This window comes from Pedobacter montanisoli, assembly GCF_022809115.1.
GTDB lineage: Bacteria > Bacteroidota > Bacteroidia > Sphingobacteriales > Sphingobacteriaceae > Pedobacter > Pedobacter montanisoli.
The window spans coordinates 1,356,202-1,371,044 of record NZ_JALGBH010000001.1; the positions used below are offsets into that span (position 1 = coordinate 1,356,202).

At 35.5% G+C, this 14,843-nt stretch carries 18 protein-coding genes; 14 read left to right on the forward strand and 4 right to left on the reverse strand.

Annotation, left to right across the window (positions count from 1 at the left end; all coding sequences use genetic code 11):
• The first annotated feature begins 79 nt into the window (after positions 1 to 79).
• Both MMF97_RS05925 and MMF97_RS05930 read left to right on the forward strand, forming a co-directional pair.
• Entirely contained in the window at positions 80 to 1,189 is a 1,110-nt protein-coding gene (locus MMF97_RS05925; protein ID WP_243360543.1) for an acyloxyacyl hydrolase, read from the forward strand.
• 3 nt (positions 1,190 to 1,192) lie between these two features.
• Positions 1,193 to 1,375: a hypothetical protein gene (locus MMF97_RS05930; protein ID WP_243360544.1), complete on the forward strand. Its 183-nt coding sequence runs from the start codon at positions 1,193 to 1,195 to the stop codon at positions 1,373 to 1,375.
• Here MMF97_RS05930 and MMF97_RS05935 read toward each other — a convergent pair.
• The 3 genes from MMF97_RS05935 to MMF97_RS05945 all read right to left on the reverse strand — a co-directional run bounded on the left by MMF97_RS05935 (position 1,372) and on the right by MMF97_RS05945 (position 4,531).
• Positions 1,372 to 2,592, reverse strand: a complete 1,221-nt coding sequence (locus MMF97_RS05935; RefSeq protein WP_243360546.1) for an MFS transporter — start codon at positions 2,590 to 2,592, stop codon at positions 1,372 to 1,374. The genes MMF97_RS05930 and MMF97_RS05935 overlap by 4 nt on opposite strands.
• A gap of 11 nt (positions 2,593 to 2,603) precedes the next feature.
• Positions 2,604 to 3,029, reverse strand: coding sequence for a MarR family winged helix-turn-helix transcriptional regulator (locus MMF97_RS05940; RefSeq protein ID WP_243360548.1), 426 nt, complete (start codon positions 3,027 to 3,029; stop codon positions 2,604 to 2,606).
• A gap of 92 nt (positions 3,030 to 3,121) precedes the next feature.
• Positions 3,122 to 4,531: a sensor histidine kinase gene (locus MMF97_RS05945; RefSeq protein ID WP_243360550.1), complete on the reverse strand. Its 1,410-nt coding sequence runs from the start codon at positions 4,529 to 4,531 to the stop codon at positions 3,122 to 3,124.
• 407 nt (positions 4,532 to 4,938) lie between these two features.
• On the opposite strand from MMF97_RS05945, the gene rpsL reads away from it, so the two are divergent.
• From rpsL to MMF97_RS05970, 5 genes are all read left to right on the forward strand, one after another.
• Positions 4,939 to 5,352: a 30S ribosomal protein S12 gene (gene rpsL / locus MMF97_RS05950; RefSeq protein ID WP_109926363.1), complete on the forward strand. Its 414-nt coding sequence runs from the start codon at positions 4,939 to 4,941 to the stop codon at positions 5,350 to 5,352.
• An 18-nt stretch (positions 5,353 to 5,370) separates the two neighbouring features.
• The gene (gene rpsG / locus MMF97_RS05955; RefSeq protein WP_243360552.1) at positions 5,371 to 5,838 is read left to right on the forward strand and encodes a 30S ribosomal protein S7; all 468 of its coding nucleotides are present in this window, start codon (positions 5,371 to 5,373) and stop codon (positions 5,836 to 5,838) included.
• Between the two features lie 56 nt (positions 5,839 to 5,894).
• A complete protein-coding gene (gene fusA / locus MMF97_RS05960) occupies positions 5,895 to 8,018 on the forward strand; it encodes an elongation factor G (RefSeq protein WP_243360554.1) in 2,124 nt (707 codons plus the stop codon).
• A 128-nt stretch (positions 8,019 to 8,146) separates the two neighbouring features.
• On the forward strand, positions 8,147 to 8,452 hold the full coding sequence (rpsJ, locus tag MMF97_RS05965) for a 30S ribosomal protein S10 (RefSeq protein WP_008244591.1): 306 nt from the start codon (positions 8,147 to 8,149) through the stop codon (positions 8,450 to 8,452).
• A 202-nt stretch (positions 8,453 to 8,654) separates the two neighbouring features.
• A complete protein-coding gene (locus MMF97_RS05970) occupies positions 8,655 to 9,875 on the forward strand; it encodes a M14 family metallopeptidase (protein WP_243360556.1) in 1,221 nt (406 codons plus the stop codon).
• A 1-nt stretch (position 9,876) separates the two neighbouring features.
• Here MMF97_RS05970 and MMF97_RS05975 read toward each other — a convergent pair whose 3' ends face one another.
• Positions 9,877 to 10,560: a hypothetical protein gene (locus tag MMF97_RS05975; protein WP_243360558.1), complete on the reverse strand. Its 684-nt coding sequence runs from the start codon at positions 10,558 to 10,560 to the stop codon at positions 9,877 to 9,879.
• 229 nt (positions 10,561 to 10,789) lie between these two features.
• On the opposite strand from MMF97_RS05975, the gene MMF97_RS05980 reads away from it, so the two are divergent.
• The 7 genes from MMF97_RS05980 (at position 10,790) to rpsS (ending at position 14,842) form a co-directional block, all read left to right on the forward strand.
• Positions 10,790 to 11,632: a sulfite exporter TauE/SafE family protein gene (locus MMF97_RS05980; RefSeq protein WP_243360559.1), complete on the forward strand. Its 843-nt coding sequence runs from the start codon at positions 10,790 to 10,792 to the stop codon at positions 11,630 to 11,632.
• Position 11,633: 1 nt separating this feature from the next.
• Positions 11,634 to 12,014, forward strand: coding sequence for a DUF1634 domain-containing protein (locus MMF97_RS05985; RefSeq protein WP_243360561.1), 381 nt, complete (start codon positions 11,634 to 11,636; stop codon positions 12,012 to 12,014).
• A 169-nt stretch (positions 12,015 to 12,183) separates the two neighbouring features.
• On the forward strand, positions 12,184 to 12,801 hold the full coding sequence (rplC, locus tag MMF97_RS05990; RefSeq protein WP_243360563.1) for a 50S ribosomal protein L3: 618 nt from the start codon (positions 12,184 to 12,186) through the stop codon (positions 12,799 to 12,801).
• Positions 12,802 to 12,805: 4 nt separating this feature from the next.
• Complete coding sequence (gene rplD / locus MMF97_RS05995; protein WP_243360565.1) at positions 12,806 to 13,435, forward strand: 50S ribosomal protein L4; 630 nt, start codon at positions 12,806 to 12,808, stop codon at positions 13,433 to 13,435.
• A 1-nt stretch (position 13,436) separates the two neighbouring features.
• Entirely contained in the window at positions 13,437 to 13,727 is a 291-nt protein-coding gene (rplW, locus tag MMF97_RS06000) for a 50S ribosomal protein L23 (RefSeq protein WP_243360566.1), read from the forward strand.
• Between the two features lie 24 nt (positions 13,728 to 13,751).
• Positions 13,752 to 14,576, forward strand: a complete 825-nt coding sequence (gene rplB / locus MMF97_RS06005) for a 50S ribosomal protein L2 (RefSeq protein ID WP_243360567.1) — start codon at positions 13,752 to 13,754, stop codon at positions 14,574 to 14,576.
• The gene (gene rpsS, locus MMF97_RS06010; protein ID WP_097132819.1) at positions 14,576 to 14,842 is read left to right on the forward strand and encodes a 30S ribosomal protein S19; all 267 of its coding nucleotides are present in this window, start codon (positions 14,576 to 14,578) and stop codon (positions 14,840 to 14,842) included. The genes rplB and rpsS overlap by 1 nt, the downstream gene beginning before the upstream one ends.
• The last annotated feature ends 1 nt before the right edge of the window (position 14,843 follow it).

Genomic DNA, 14,843 nt, shown 5'->3' on the forward strand with positions numbered 1-14,843 from the left:
TTTTGTTCGGGATTTTTTGTTTGTTTCCGGATGATAGATTTTATTATACAGGTTTTTATATCTTAGTTGCCAAATTACAATGATGAAAATAGCAGGCAGATTTCTTTTCATACTATTGATCATTTTTTGTATTCATACTTCGGATGCAAATGCCCAAAATAACGCATCAATAGAGTTTACTCCGCAAGTAAGCTTAACCCGTTTCTCAGCTAATCCTATTAATAAGCTAACAGGTTCTGTTTATGGTGCTGAGCTGGTTTACCATAAATATACCACTACCAATCCCGCTGGCTGGATGCGTGAGCTGAACCTCAAAAGTATAGATGTTATTTTCAATTATAAGAATATGAGTAAGGTAAAGCGGGTTTATCAGCCTATTGAAAATGAATTTGGTGATAGCTATGGCTTATTAGCAGGCATAACCATTCCTTTGATCAGTTCTAACCATTTCTATATAGATGTAGCTCCTTCATTTGGAGGTCTTTATGCAAGCCAAACATGGTTTACCAACAAAAATCCAATTATAGGAGCGCATTTGAACTTTGCATCGAGAATAGCATTAAAAACAGGTGTTGCACTTAATAATAAAACAGATCTTACGGGAGGTATAGATATTCTGCATTATTCTAATGCCGGAACAAGAGTACCTAATAATGGAATGAATGTAGTAAGTGCCGGGTTAGGGATCAAATATAATTTTAACAGACCTGGAATAGATACTGTTACCACAAAAACAGATGTTATTAAAAAGCATCAGTTTGATCTGGGTGCAAACATAGGCAGAAGAGGTGTTTATGAGAGTAAAGACGGTTTATATAAAACAGGTCTGTATGCGGGATACAATTACAGAGTATCACATGTTTGGGCATTAAGCACTGGAATTGATGCTGTATATTACCATACGATTTATGACCCTAACAGGAATCTGGAAACCTATCAATCTAATGCGTCATCATTTAAACGTTGGCGAGTAGGTATAGCCGTGGGGCCCGATTTTTGGATGGGAAATTTGGCAGCTATGTTTAAATATGGTTATTATATTTATTATGACAGTTTAAAACCGATGAAAACCTACTGGACTACCGGCTTTAAATACAAAACTAACAATTGGTTTGCTTTACAGGCTAAAATATACGTGCATAAAACAGAAGCAGATTATTTAGGCTTTGGATTTTTAATAACGCAATAAAGTATGATCAGGCTTACAAATGATACTCCTGTAGAGATTCTTGTTAATATTAAAAAGGGAGATTTGGTAACGGATACTTTCAGTAAAACCGGATTGGTAGATCATATTAACATAACCGACGATGGCCTTTATCAGATTTTTGAATTTACGTTGGTAACCGGCAGAATCATTACCGTTAAACGCTAGTCTTGTAGCTGATTGTATTTTTTGCCCTGATTATAAAAATAATAGCACACAATAATAATAAAAGCTAAAATGCCTTCTATAAGTACAATAGTTTTTGCACTCAAAACATGGGCAAAGTAACCTATGGCTAAAGTCCCGATAGGTAATATACCTTGGTATGCCATTAAATAATAACTGATAGCTCTTCCTCTTAATTCGTTTGCAGAGTGGGTTTGTATGTAAGTGTTAATTGCAGAAGTGAGCATCATCATACCTATACAAGCCAAACTTGTGCTGATTAGCGCCATCCATACAGTTGGAGCAACAGATAATAAAATTAATCCAGCACCAAATATAATGGCGGATAAAATAACAATTCTGCTCAGATCCTTTCCTGATTTTAACGATGCCATATATATCGCTCCCAAAAGAGCACCCAAACCTCCAGCACTTTCAAACCAGCTAAATGTAGTTGCATCGCCATTGAATACGGTTTTTGCAAATACGGGTAATAGTGTAGAAAATGGAATAACCAGAAGACTGGAAAAAGCCAGCACAATAATAAGAGAAGAAATATCAGGCGAATCTTCCAGATAATGATAACCCTTTTTTAAGCCTGTCCATATATCCTCATTTAATGCATTATTGCTTTTAAGGTTTAATTTCATTAATAACAGGCAGATAATTACCGGGATAAAGCTCAAAAAATTGAGGATAAAACAAGCATCTTCTCCATATGTGCTTAAGATAATGCCGGCAAGAGCAGGACCTATAAGCCTTGCTGCATTAAATGCAGATGAATTTAAAGCTACTGCATTAGAGAGGTCGTCTTTGTTATCTACAAACTCTACCACTAAAGATTGACGGGCAGTAGTTTCAAAAGTAGCAACTATGCCCTGTATCAAACTTAAAATAGCTATAAGCGTGATATTGTAATGTTTTAACCATACCAGAAGAGCAAGTACACCCGCCTGTAGCATAAAGATAACCTGACAAACCAATACCGTTTTGTATTTATTACGTTTATCTACAAAATTACCGGCAATAGGGCCCAGTAACAAAGCAGGTATCAGAGCAAGGAAACTGATTAAACCTAACATAAAAGCAGAACCTGTAATTCGGTACACTAACCAGCTTACAGCAACACGCTGCATCCATGTACCAATTAATGATATGGATTGACCTGTAAAATGCAATCGGTAATTGTAGTAATTAAAAGATCTGAACATCGATTTCATAGGAAAGGCTTTTACTGGTTGGTCATTTTTTCAAATACGGGAACGATTTGGTTTAACAATTCGATTTCTTTCTCATTCAATTTCTCTTTTATTATTTTTTGCAGCCACATATCTCTGGTATGTTTAAGCTGGCTTAACTTTAACTGTCCGTTTTTAGAAAGAGATATTAAAGACTTGCGTTTATCTTTAGGATCGGTGGTTCTTAAGATAAACTCTTGCTGTTCAAGATTGTTTAAACATTGTGATATCGCCTGTGCAGATACCTGTTCTAAAGCAGCTAAATCTGAGGGCAGGCTTTGTGGATTACGATCTAAATGTCCTATAATATTCATCTCGGTTGCAGAGAACAATAAATCCTGGTTTTGCTTTTTAATTAGCCTGGTGATTTTAAAAATATAGGCCCTTAACTTAGAAATATCTTGGATTTCAATTTTCATACACAAATTTACTAAATTAACTTAATAAAGTAACTTTACTACTTGTAAGCCTTATGTCAATTATTATAAAAACCCTATCTCACAAGATGAAGTTAACCAAGTTGATTGTTTAGGGGAAGTTTGATGGTAAAACAGGTGCCTTGTTTATAGATAGAATAAACATCTATTGTTCCATTGAGTTTAGTGACGATTTCTTTAACAAGATAAAGGCCTATACCAGTACCTTTTTCATGATGATTGGTTACAAAAAACATATCAAATATTTTTGCTTGATGCTGTTCTTCTATCCCAGATCCGTTATCCTCGACGGTAAATATGTTAAACTGCCCTTCCTGATAAGCTTTGATTTTAATTTTGATCAGTTTCTTTTCAGAATCGTAATATTTAATGGCATTAGAAACCAGATTTGAAAAAATAATATTTAACCTAAATAAATTTGAATAGATCTTATTTATACTAATATCCATACTAAAATCAACTTCCTTATCCTCAACCATAAACTGAAGATCGCTAATGATATGATTAAAGAAAGGAATCAGTTCAATGTCTTCATTGATAACTTCTATCCTTTTGTTTTTAGAAAAGTTAATAATTTCCTGTATAAAAGCATCCTGTCTTGAGGTAAGCGTATGCATCATGGTATAATATTCTTTTAAAACCTCTGGCTTTTTCTCTGTTTCAGCAAGTTTAATTAATCCTTTCAGGGAAGTAATGGGAGCTCTCAGATCATGAGATACACTATAAGTGAACATGTCCAGTTCATTGTTAATCTGGGTTAGGAACTGATTTTGACTATTGGTCTTTTTTTGTAAAGCGCTTAATTTCTTAATAAAAAAAGCAGAGTAAAGAACTATACATAAAATCATTAAGATAGCTCCTATAGTTATAAAATACAAGGTTACATTATTAATGTATCTGATACTTTTAGCCAAAACAGCATCAAACTCTTTTCCTTTTTTGGTAAGCTGATCACTGATTGAATTAACCTGTAAAGCCAGATTCTTTTCTTCCTGATCTTGTATTAATTTCTGTTTTAATATTTTCTGGTGTATATCATTGCCTGTTTTTTCTAAATCCATAATTAACAGATCGGCTTCTTTCCAGATATCAACAGCAGATTTGAAGGCTGCGGCATCTTTAAAGTTCTTATAAATCCAGATCATTTTTTCTACATCATAAGAACTGTTCCCACCGTTAATAAAATGTTTGCGGCTAATTTCTTCGGGTCCTTTTTGATCTAAATTAATTCTTGCTAGGCTGTCAGAAATAGGAATATGGAGGTTTGTATTGAACTTTTTAAAATAATCTTCGTTTTTAGTAAATATATAAAGCGTCAGACATCTGGTTGCTTCTTGTTGTCCCTTAGTAAAAGAAGATTCACCAGCAGTAAATGCTCTCGTTCCATCTAATATCTTAAGCGCAAAATAATTTATAGTAATAATGGTTATTATAGTGGTTATAATAACAACTATGTAAGAAACTAGGAAACTTTTTTTATGCATTCTTCTGGTTCTGTGGCATATTGAGCGTTGATAACAAACCAAAATTGCTTTTTTGGTCTATTGTTTCAATTAATCAACAATGCTATAAACTAAAGTAATAAGAAAAGTTGATTTTATTTATAGGTTATCTCGCTGATATTTAGATATTCTGAAAAATGACTTGAGGTATTAGCGTAATGAAACTTTAAAAGGTTATTTTGAATAGCGGCTTTTTTATTCAGCAGATCGTTCCTAGTTTAGGTAATAAATCCCTCTTGTGTTAAGCTATTTTTAACTTATAAAATTTTTATTGTAACCTCTTGATAGTTAAAAGAAATTGTTCTAATTTTGCAGTCCCTTAATGTAGGCTAGTTGCAAACTGCTAACAACAAGGAAATTAAATAAATATTTGAAACAAAAAGCAAGAAATGCCAACCATTCAACAATTAGTTAGAAAAGGTAGAGTAGCACTGGAGTTTAAGAGTAAATCTCCAGCGTTGGACAGCTGTCCACAGCGAAGAGGCGTGTGTACCCGTGTATACACCACTACCCCTAAGAAACCAAACTCTGCAATGCGTAAAGTTGCCCGTGTACGTTTAACCAATGGTAAAGAGGTGAATGCCTACATTCCAGGAGAAGGTCACAACTTACAGGAGCACTCAATCGTGTTAATCCGTGGTGGTCGTGTTAAAGACTTACCAGGTGTACGTTACCACATCATCCGTGGTGCATTAGATACATCTGGCGTAGCAGGTCGTAACCAACGTCGTAGTAAATATGGTACTAAGCGCCCTAAACCAGGACAGGCAGCTGCAGCACCAACAAAAGGTAAAAAGAAATAATTTAGGAGGACAATAGAAATGAGAAAATCAAAACCAAAAAAGAGAATCATTCTTCCTGATCCTAAATTTAATGATGTTCAGGTTACAAGATTTGTAAATAACATGATGTACGATGGAAAAAAATCTATCGCTTACACTATTTTCTATGATGCAGTTGAAATTGCAGAGAAAAAAGCTGGCGAAAATGGTTTAGAAGTTTTCAAACGTGCATTAGCAAATATCAGCCCTTCTGTAGAGGTTAAATCTCGTCGTGTAGGTGGAGCAAACTTCCAGGTTCCTACTGAGGTTAGACCTGATCGTAAAATGGCATTAGGTATGAAATGGTTAATCACTTACGCTCGTAAGCGTGGAGAAAAAACCATGAAAGAAAAATTAGCAGCTGAGATGGTATCGGCAGCTAAAGGTGAAGGTGCAGCAGTTAAGAAAAAAGAAGATACGCATAAAATGGCTGAGGCTAACAAAGCGTTCTCACACTTCAGATTCTAAGATAAAATATAACTGATCAGCTGATGTAAATTAGCTGATCAGCTAATTATAAAAAGATGTCAAGAGATTTAAAATTTACAAGAAATATTGGTATCGCTGCACACATCGATGCTGGTAAAACTACTACTACTGAGCGTATTCTTTATTATGCCGGAGTTAACCATAAATTAGGAGAGGTACACGAAGGTGCTTCTACTATGGACTGGATGGTACAGGAAGCTGAGCGTGGTATAACCATTACTTCTGCTGCTACTACCGTTTTCTGGAACTACCGTGGTGATAAGTATAATGTTAACGTTATTGATACTCCCGGACACGTTGACTTTACCGTAGAGGTAAACCGTTCGTTACGTGTTTTAGACGGATTAGTATTCTTATTTTCGGCTGTTGATGGTGTTGAGCCTCAGTCTGAAACAAACTGGAGATTAGCTGATAACTACAAAGTACCTCGTATCGGTTTCGTTAATAAAATGGACCGTTCTGGTGCTGACTTCTTAAAAGTAGTTAAACAAGTTAAAGATATGTTAGGTTCTGAAGCAGTAGCTTTACAGTTACCTATCGGATCTGAAGACAGCTTTAAAGGTGTAGTTGATTTGATCAACAACCGTGGTATTGTTTGGAATGAGCATGATAAAGGTATGACCTTTACTGAAGTGCCAATTCCTGATGATATGCTTGATGAAGTTGCTGAATACCGTGAAAAATTATTAGAAGCTGTTGCGGGTTATGATGAGTCATTAATGGAGAAATTCTTTGATGATCCTAATTCATTAACTGAGCGTGAAATCTTAGACGCTTTACGTAAAGCAGTATTAGATAATTCTATTGTTCCTATGGTTTGTGGTTCATCTTTCAAAAACAAAGGTGTACAAACTATGCTGGATTTAGTAATGGAGTTATTGCCTTCGCCATTAGATCAGGAAGCTGTAAAAGGTACTAACCCTGATACTGGTGAAGAAATTTCTCGTAAACCAGATGTAAAAGAGCCATTTGCTGCATTAGGATTTAAAATTGCAACTGACCCATTCGTAGGTCGTTTATGCTTTATCCGCGCTTATTCTGGTAAATTAGATGCTGGTTCTTACGTGTTAAATACCCGTTCTGGTAATAAAGAACGTATCTCTCGTATCTTCCAAATGCACGCTAACAAACAAAACCCTATTCCTTTTATCGAAGCAGGTGATATTGGTGCAGTAGTTGGTTTTAAAGATATCAAAACTGGAGATACTCTTTGTGATGAGAAACATCCAATCGTTCTTGAGTCTATGACATTCCCTGAGCCGGTAATCGGTTTAGCGATTGAGCCAAAAACTCAGGCCGACGTAGATAAATTAGGTATTGCTTTAGGTAAATTAGCTGAAGAAGATCCAACTTTCGTAGTTAAAACTGACGAAGAAACTGGCCAAACAGTAATCTCAGGTATGGGTGAGCTTCACTTAGATATCTTAATTGACCGTTTAAGACGTGAATTTAAGGTAGAGGTTAACCAAGGAGCTCCTCAGGTAGCTTACAAAGAGTCTATCAATGGAAGCACTGAGCACCGTGAGGTTTACAAAAAACAATCAGGTGGTCGTGGTAAGTTTGCAGACATCAAAGTTGTGATTTCTCCAATTGATGAAGATTTTGATACATCTAAATCTGCACTTCAATTTGTGAATGAAATTGTGGGTGGTGCTATTCCAAAAGAATACATTCCTTCAGTTCAAAAAGGTTTCGAAGCTTCATTGAGCAATGGTGTATTAGCGGGTTATCCATTATCTGGAATGAAAGTTCGTTTGATTGATGGATCATTCCACGCAGTTGACTCTGATGCGTTATCTTTCGAATTAGCTGCTAAAATGGCTTACCGTGAAGCATTACCAAAATGTCGTCCTGTATTAATGGAGCCTATCATGAAGGTAGAAGTATTAACTCCTGAAGAAAACATGGGTGATGTAATGGGTGACTTAAACCGTCGTCGTGGACAAATGCAAGGTTTAGATACACGTAATGGTGCACAGGTAATCAAAGCAATCGTTCCTCTATCAGAAATGTTTGGTTATGTAACTCAATTACGTACAATCACTTCAGGTCGTGCAACTTCTACAATGGAATTTGATCACTATGCTGAAGCACCTCGTAACGTTCAAGAAGAGGTTATAGCTAAATCAAAAGGAAAAGTTAAAGGAATTGAAGACTAATAATGTTTAGCGGATAGCGTTTTGCGTGTGATATTTCTGTCATACGCAAAACGCTTAACGCAATACCAAAATAAATCCGTCGTTGGTTATTAATAGCTCTAACTTTCGACATTAATTAAATAAATACGATGAGCCAAAGAATTAGAATTAAATTAAAATCTTACGATTACAACTTGGTAGATAAATCTGCTGAGAAAATCGTAAAAACTGTAAAACCTACAGGAGCAGTTGTAAGCGGACCTATTCCATTACCAACAGAAAAGAAAATCTTTACTGTATTGCGTTCGCCACACGTAAACAAAAAAGCTCGTGAGCAGTTTCAATTGTGTGCTTATAAACGTCTTTTAGATATTTATAGCTCAAACTCAAAAACTGTTGATGCTTTAATGAAACTTGAATTACCAAGTGGAGTAGAAGTAGAAATCAAAGTTTAATGATTTTTAAAATATTCGAAAAGGGTATCAAATAATTTGATACCCTTTTTTGTTGAATAAGCTTTTGGTTTTCTTCAGAAGTTAAATTGTTACAACAGGAGAATAAAAGGTTTTATATATTGACGACTTAATTATTCCTATTCCTGAGATTTGCAATAAAACAGGTAAAAATTAAGAAACTTAAATAAATAAGCAGAAAGCAATGAAGATCAAACATTCTTTTTTCTATCTGACGCTCATTCCATTTGTAATTTCATCCTGTGCCGTAAAAAGGCAGACAGGTGAGGTAAAAACAGCTAAAATTGATGAGGCTGCTATTAAAATAGCACGCCAGCAAAAACAGATTTTTACATTTAAAGATCAGGGTGTTTATTTTAGTAATAATTTTCCTTCTGCCCGTATCAATCAGCTGGAAAAAGAGAATGACAGTACTTATTCAATTACTATCAAATCTGAAAACAGACCTATAAATCCTAGTCCATGGTTTGCATTTAAAGTTTGGGGCACCCCTCATAAAAATGTTTATATCAATTTAAAATATCCTGAAGATAAACACAGGTATGAGCCAAAGGTTACAACAAACTACGTGGATTGGAAAAATATTACCAATGTTAAATTGAGCACTGATAAAAAGCAGGCTAACTTTAAAGTACAGCTTTCAACAGATACATTAATTATAGCTGCTCAGGAAATTATTTCTGCTGCCCAATCTTACCAATGGATGGATAAGTTTGCAGAAGAAAGATCTTTAAATAAGCAGGTAATAGGATATAGTATAGGTGGCAAACCTATTGTAGCTTTAAATACAATCAAAAGCGATGGTAAAAAGATCATAGTTGTTTTAAGTAGGCAACATCCGCCTGAAGTTTCTGGTTATATGGCAATGGTTGAATTTGTAGAAACTTTAACTGGCAACACAGAAGAAGCTCGCAATTTTTTAAAGAATTATGAACTTGTTATTATTCCAATGGTTAATCCCGATGGTGTAGATGAAGGAAACTGGCGTCATAGCTTTGCCGGAGTTGATCTGAATAGGGACTGGACAGATTTTAAACAGCCGGAAACAAAAGCTGTTAAGGAATATTTATTAAATAAAGTAAAACAACAAAATGCAAAAGTTTATTTTGCACTTGATTTTCATTCTACTTATAATGATGTTCTTTATACTAATGAGTATAGAAAGGATACTAATAAGCCTGGGTTAGTTAATAACTGGATAAAAGGATTGCATGATTTTGAAGGCTCAAAAAAGACTGAGGTAAAACCTTCAGGTAATGGGGGAAATGTTTCGAAAGCCTGGTTAGGTAGAGTTTTAAACGCCGAGGCATTGACCTATGAAGTAGGTGATAATACCCCAAGGCTTTATTTAAAACAGAAAGCCAAGAAAGTTGCAGAGGTTTTAATGAACGAATTAAATAAATAATTTATTTACGATTTAACAGCTCGTCAAGTTTATTGCGTTCATCTTGCAATTCGCGTGCGAGCTTACGTTCTTTCTCATTAGCCTTACTTTTAAAATTCTGATATTCTTCAGCTATTTCATTATAGAGTTGCGTACGGTGTTTGGCTTCTGTAATGTTTTTTCCAGAGCGGGTTATTACGATGACCAAAGCCAGAATTAATATGCCTATAATACTCCATACCAAAATGCTGTAACTACTCTTATTAAAAGATAATCCTAAAAGCTTTATTTCGTTTATTTTGTCAACGTTCTCGTTCAGAGAAGCTTCTTTGCCCGATATCTCAGTTTTTAAATAACTAATGGTTTTTTCGCTGTCGGCAATTTTTATTTTTAATCTTTTATTTTCATCTTTCTCTTTCCTTATACTATCTGTAACGTTTTTCCAAAGCGTAGTTAACCTGTTTGGATTGATCATTCTGTAACCATCTGCCGTACCTATAGATCTTGAGAGCATAAACTGGTACTGCCCGTTAAGACTGTTATCTTTATTTAAAATGGTATCATTCTTTAAACTGTAACTTCTTTTAGCAGGAGCTGTTGTTGCAGGTTTAGTCTGAATAGGAACAGGGGTAGTTTGGGCTTTGGCTTGAATACCTGTCAGGGTAAATGTTACTAAAAAGATAGCTAAGAAATTCTTGGTCTTCATACTTAATGATTCTCGGTTAAACAATTGTATTAGCCAGCAATTGAAGCCTGTGTAAAACCAGGCAACCTTAAATAAAGCTTGCTCAATATAGGCGTTTTTTATAAACTACAAAATATTATGTCACTATTTTAAACAAAACGAACGGTATTTTAGTATATGTTAAAGTAAGAACTTTGTTATTTTACTGATTTTTAAAACAGCGAGGAATCATAATTGTATATTTGATCTTATGACCGCATTGTTATTCACAATAATAGTTTTGCTTGGCTCATTCTTGGCTGGTTTTTTAGGCTCTTTAACAGGATTGGGTGGAGGAGTAATTATCATTCCTTTACTTACTTTAGGTTTGGGTGTAGATATACATTATGCTATTGGTGCCTCCATTATATCTGTAATTGCAACATCAACCGGTTCTGCAGCAGCGTATGTGAAAGAAGGTTTAACCAATATGCGTATAGGAATGTTATTAGAAATCGCAACCACTATAGGGGCTATATTAGGGGCCGTGATAGCGGTTTATTTAAATGCATCTTATGTAGCTGTAATATTTGGATTGATTTTAATCTTTTCATCTGCTATGACCTTAAGGAAAAAGGTAGATCATGTTAATCAGGATTATAGCAGTAAGTTAGCCAAGTTCTTTAGATTGAACAGCTCTTACCCAAATCAGGGCGTAGAAACCCCTTATGCCGTAAGAAATGTGGGGGGAGGCTTTTTTATGATGCTTTTTGCTGGTACCTTATCAGGATTGTTAGGTATAGGCAGTGGAGCGTTAAAAGTAGTAGCGATGGATAATATTATGCGTTTACCTTTTAAGGTATCAACCACAACCAGTAATTTTATGATGGGTGTTACTGCTGCTGCAAGTGCCATTGTTTACTTACACAGAGGGCAAATAGATCCTACAATTGCAATGCCTGTTTGTTTAGGCGTATTGTGCGGAGCCACTGTAGGTGCAAAGGTTTTGGTTAATGCAAATACAACCAAACTTAAAATGGTATTTGCTGTAGTTGTTACCCTATTAGCCATACAAATGATCTATAAGGGATTAACCGGAGGTTTTGGAGGCTAATATGAATAGAGTTACAGATAAAGATATTCAAACTGTTATAGGAAACTTGCTACGAATAGGGGTTGTTTTATCTATGGCAACGGTTTTAATAGGCGCTGTTATTTATTTATTTGGAAATGCGGGCAAAACAGTAGAGTATCATACGTTTGACGATGCAAAAGTACATCTCAAAAGCATCAAATCTATTTTTACTAACCTTCCTGCATTAGAAGGTATTACCATCATACAGCTGGGATTGCTCATGCTTATATTTACTCCAATTGCCAGAATAGTTATGGCTGCTGTTAGTTTTTTTATAGAAAAAGACTATCTTTACGTACTTATATGTATCATCGTATTGTTGATTATCGCGATGAGTTTAAGTGGGGGATTTGCTCATTAAAATCTCTATCTCAACCCTTCCTCAAAGAAGCTGAAATATTTTTAAAAAATTTTAGCTAACTATTTGAAAATTAATATTTATTTTCTAATTTTGCGGTCCCTTAGCGGGATTGTATATCCACCTTGAACGAAGCCCTACTGCTTCGATGGGTGTTAATTTAATTAAGAAAATGTCAGGAATTATTGGAAAAAAAGTAGGAATGACCAGTATTTTCGATGCGGAAGGAAGAAACATTCCTTGTACAGTAATCGAAGCTGGGCCTTGTGTAGTTACGCAAGTTAAAACCGAAGAAAACGATGGTTATTCATCAATCCAGTTGGGTTATGATGATGCCAAAGAAAAAAACACAAACCAACCATTAAAAGGCCATTTTGCTAAAGCAAGCACAACTCCAAAACGTAAGTTGGTAGAGTTTAAAGGCTTTGAAGATGCTTTAAACCTTGGTGACACCATCACTGTAGATATCTTCAACGAAGGTGACTATGTTGATGTTGTGGGAACTTCAAAAGGTAAAGGTTTTCAAGGTGTGGTAAAACGTCATGGTTTCGCGGGTGTTGGTGGTCAGACCCACGGTCAGCACAACAGAATGCGTGCACCGGGTTCATTAGGAGCTTCATCTTGGCCTTCACGTGTATTCAAAGGAATGCGCATGGCAGGTAGAACAGGTGGAGATCGCGTAAAAATTCAGAACTTACAGATTTTGAAAGTTTATGCTGAGCAAAACTTATTAGTAGTTAGTGGTTCCGTACCAGGAGCTAAAGGATCTTACGTAATCTTAGATAAGTAAGCAGATGGAAGTTAAAGTAGTAAATATTTCAGGAAAAGAGACAGGTGCCAAGGTGCAACTTCCTGAGTCGGTTTTTGGTGTTACGCCAAACGACCATGCGATTTATTTAGATGTGAAACAATACCTGGCTAACCAACGTCAAGGTACTCACAAATCTAAACAGCGTAATGAGATTGCGGGTTCAACTCGTAAATTATACAAACAAAAAGGTACAGGTGGTGCACGTGCCGGAAGCATTAAATCTCCATTATTCAATGGTGGAGGTCGTGTTTTTGGTCCTCAACCAAGAGACTATAGTTTCAAATTAAACAAAAAATTAAAATCATTAGCACGTAAATCTGCTTTAGCATATAAAGCTCAGGATAATAACATCGTGGTTTTAGAAGATTTTACTTTTGATACTATAAAAACTAAAAACTATATCAATTTAGTTAATGCGTTAAATTTAACTGGAGAGAAAACGTTATTAGTTCTACCTGCACAAAATAATAATATCTATTTATCAAGCAGAAACATTCAGAAAGCTAAAGTAACTACTGCTGGTGATTTAAATACTTATGACGTATTAAACGCTGGTAAACTTTTAGTAACTGCTAGTTCGCTTAAAACTTTGGAGGAAGCATTCGCTAAGTAATATGGAAATCTTACAAAAACCAATATTAACCGAGAAAGCATCTTTATTAACCGAAAAGACTAATCGTTTTACCTTCAAGGTAAACCCTAAGGCAAATAAGTTGCAGATTAAACAAGCTATTGAGCAAATGTATGGTGTTAACATCGTATCATTAAACACAATGGTTGTTGTTGGTAAGACTAAAACCAGAAACACTAAAAGTGGTCTAGTTAGCGGTCGTAGCCCTAAATATAAAAAAGCTATTGTAACTCTTAAAGACGGAGAAACAATAGATTATTACGCAAATATTTAATTTAAATAGAATATAATAATAACTATGGGCTTAAGAAAATTTAAACCAGTTACTCCGGGTACTCGTTTCAGAGTAGGCGCAAGCTTTACGGAGATTACCGCAACCAAGCCCGAAAAATCATTGGTTGTATCTTCTAAAAAATCGGGAGGTCGTAACAATACAGGTAAAATGACTATGCGCTATATGGGCGGTGGTCACAAAAAATCTTTCCGTTTGATTGATTTTAAACGTGATAAATTTGATATCCCTGCAACAGTTGCTACTGTTGAATACGATCCAAACCGTACTGCACGCATCGCATTATTACATTATGCAGATGGTGAGAAGCGCTACATTATTGCTCCAGAAGGATTGCAAGTAGGACAAACAGTAATTTCGGGTGATAAAGCTACTCCAGAAGTAGGTAACACTTTGAAATTAGCTAATATTCCGTTAGGATCTATTATCCACAACTTGGAAATTCATCCAGGTAAAGGAGCTCAGTTAGCTCGTAGCGCAGGTTCTTATGCGCAATTAGCGGCCAGAGACGGAAAATATGCAACGATTAAAATGCCATCGGGTGAAACCAGATTAATCTTAGTTACTTGTTTAGCTACTATTGGTGCTGTTTCTAACTCAGATCATGCAAATGAGGTGTTAGGTAAAGCAGGTCGTAACCGTTGGATCGGTCGTCGTCCTCGTACACGTCCGGTAGCGATGAACCCTGTTGATCACCCAATGGGTGGTGGTGAAGGCCGCGCTTCAGGAGGTCACCCACGTTCAAGAAACGGTGTATTAGCTAAAGGCTACAAAACCCGTTCACGTACAAAATATTCAAATCGTTTCATCATAGAGAAAAGGAAGAAATAATGGCTCGTTCAATTAAAAAAGGACCTTATATTGACCATAACGTAGAGAAAAAAGTAAACTCTATGAATGATTCAGGCAAAAGGACTGTAATCAAAACTTGGTCTCGTAGATCAATGATTTCACCAGATTTCGTAGGTCACACATTTGCAGTGCATAACGGCAATAAATTTATACCAGTATACGTAACAGAAAACATGGTTGGCCATAAATTAGGGGAGTTCGCTCCAACTAGAACATTTAGAGGTCACTCTGAAAAGAAAAAATAAT

Excerpts from the sequence above, each read along its gene's own strand:
- MMF97_RS05935 (WP_243360546.1), bottom strand. The coding sequence starts at position 2,592 with ATGAAATCGATGTTCAGATCTTTTAATTACTACAATTACCGATTGCAT.
- rpsG (WP_243360552.1), top strand. The coding sequence starts at position 5,371 with ATGAGAAAATCAAAACCAAAAAAGAGAATCATTCTTCCTGATCCTAAA.
- MMF97_RS05945 (WP_243360550.1), bottom strand. The coding sequence starts at position 4,531 with ATGCATAAAAAAAGTTTCCTAGTTTCTTACATAGTTGTTATTATAACC.
- MMF97_RS05925 (WP_243360543.1), top strand. The coding sequence starts at position 80 with ATGATGAAAATAGCAGGCAGATTTCTTTTCATACTATTGATCATTTTT.
- rpsS (WP_097132819.1), top strand. The coding sequence starts at position 14,576 with ATGGCTCGTTCAATTAAAAAAGGACCTTATATTGACCATAACGTAGAG.
- MMF97_RS05940 (WP_243360548.1), bottom strand. The coding sequence starts at position 3,029 with ATGAAAATTGAAATCCAAGATATTTCTAAGTTAAGGGCCTATATTTTT.
- rplB (WP_243360567.1), top strand. The coding sequence starts at position 13,752 with ATGGGCTTAAGAAAATTTAAACCAGTTACTCCGGGTACTCGTTTCAGA.
- rplD (WP_243360565.1), top strand. The coding sequence starts at position 12,806 with ATGGAAGTTAAAGTAGTAAATATTTCAGGAAAAGAGACAGGTGCCAAG.
- MMF97_RS05975 (WP_243360558.1), bottom strand. The coding sequence starts at position 10,560 with ATGAAGACCAAGAATTTCTTAGCTATCTTTTTAGTAACATTTACCCTG.
- fusA (WP_243360554.1), top strand. The coding sequence starts at position 5,895 with ATGTCAAGAGATTTAAAATTTACAAGAAATATTGGTATCGCTGCACAC.
- MMF97_RS05970 (WP_243360556.1), top strand. The coding sequence starts at position 8,655 with ATGAAGATCAAACATTCTTTTTTCTATCTGACGCTCATTCCATTTGTA.
- MMF97_RS05930 (WP_243360544.1), top strand. The coding sequence starts at position 1,193 with ATGATCAGGCTTACAAATGATACTCCTGTAGAGATTCTTGTTAATATT.
- rpsL (WP_109926363.1), top strand. The coding sequence starts at position 4,939 with ATGCCAACCATTCAACAATTAGTTAGAAAAGGTAGAGTAGCACTGGAG.
- rpsJ (WP_008244591.1), top strand. The coding sequence starts at position 8,147 with ATGAGCCAAAGAATTAGAATTAAATTAAAATCTTACGATTACAACTTG.
- MMF97_RS05980 (WP_243360559.1), top strand. The coding sequence starts at position 10,790 with ATGACCGCATTGTTATTCACAATAATAGTTTTGCTTGGCTCATTCTTG.
- MMF97_RS05985 (WP_243360561.1), top strand. The coding sequence starts at position 11,634 with ATGAATAGAGTTACAGATAAAGATATTCAAACTGTTATAGGAAACTTG.
- rplC (WP_243360563.1), top strand. The coding sequence starts at position 12,184 with ATGTCAGGAATTATTGGAAAAAAAGTAGGAATGACCAGTATTTTCGAT.
- rplW (WP_243360566.1), top strand. The coding sequence starts at position 13,437 with ATGGAAATCTTACAAAAACCAATATTAACCGAGAAAGCATCTTTATTA.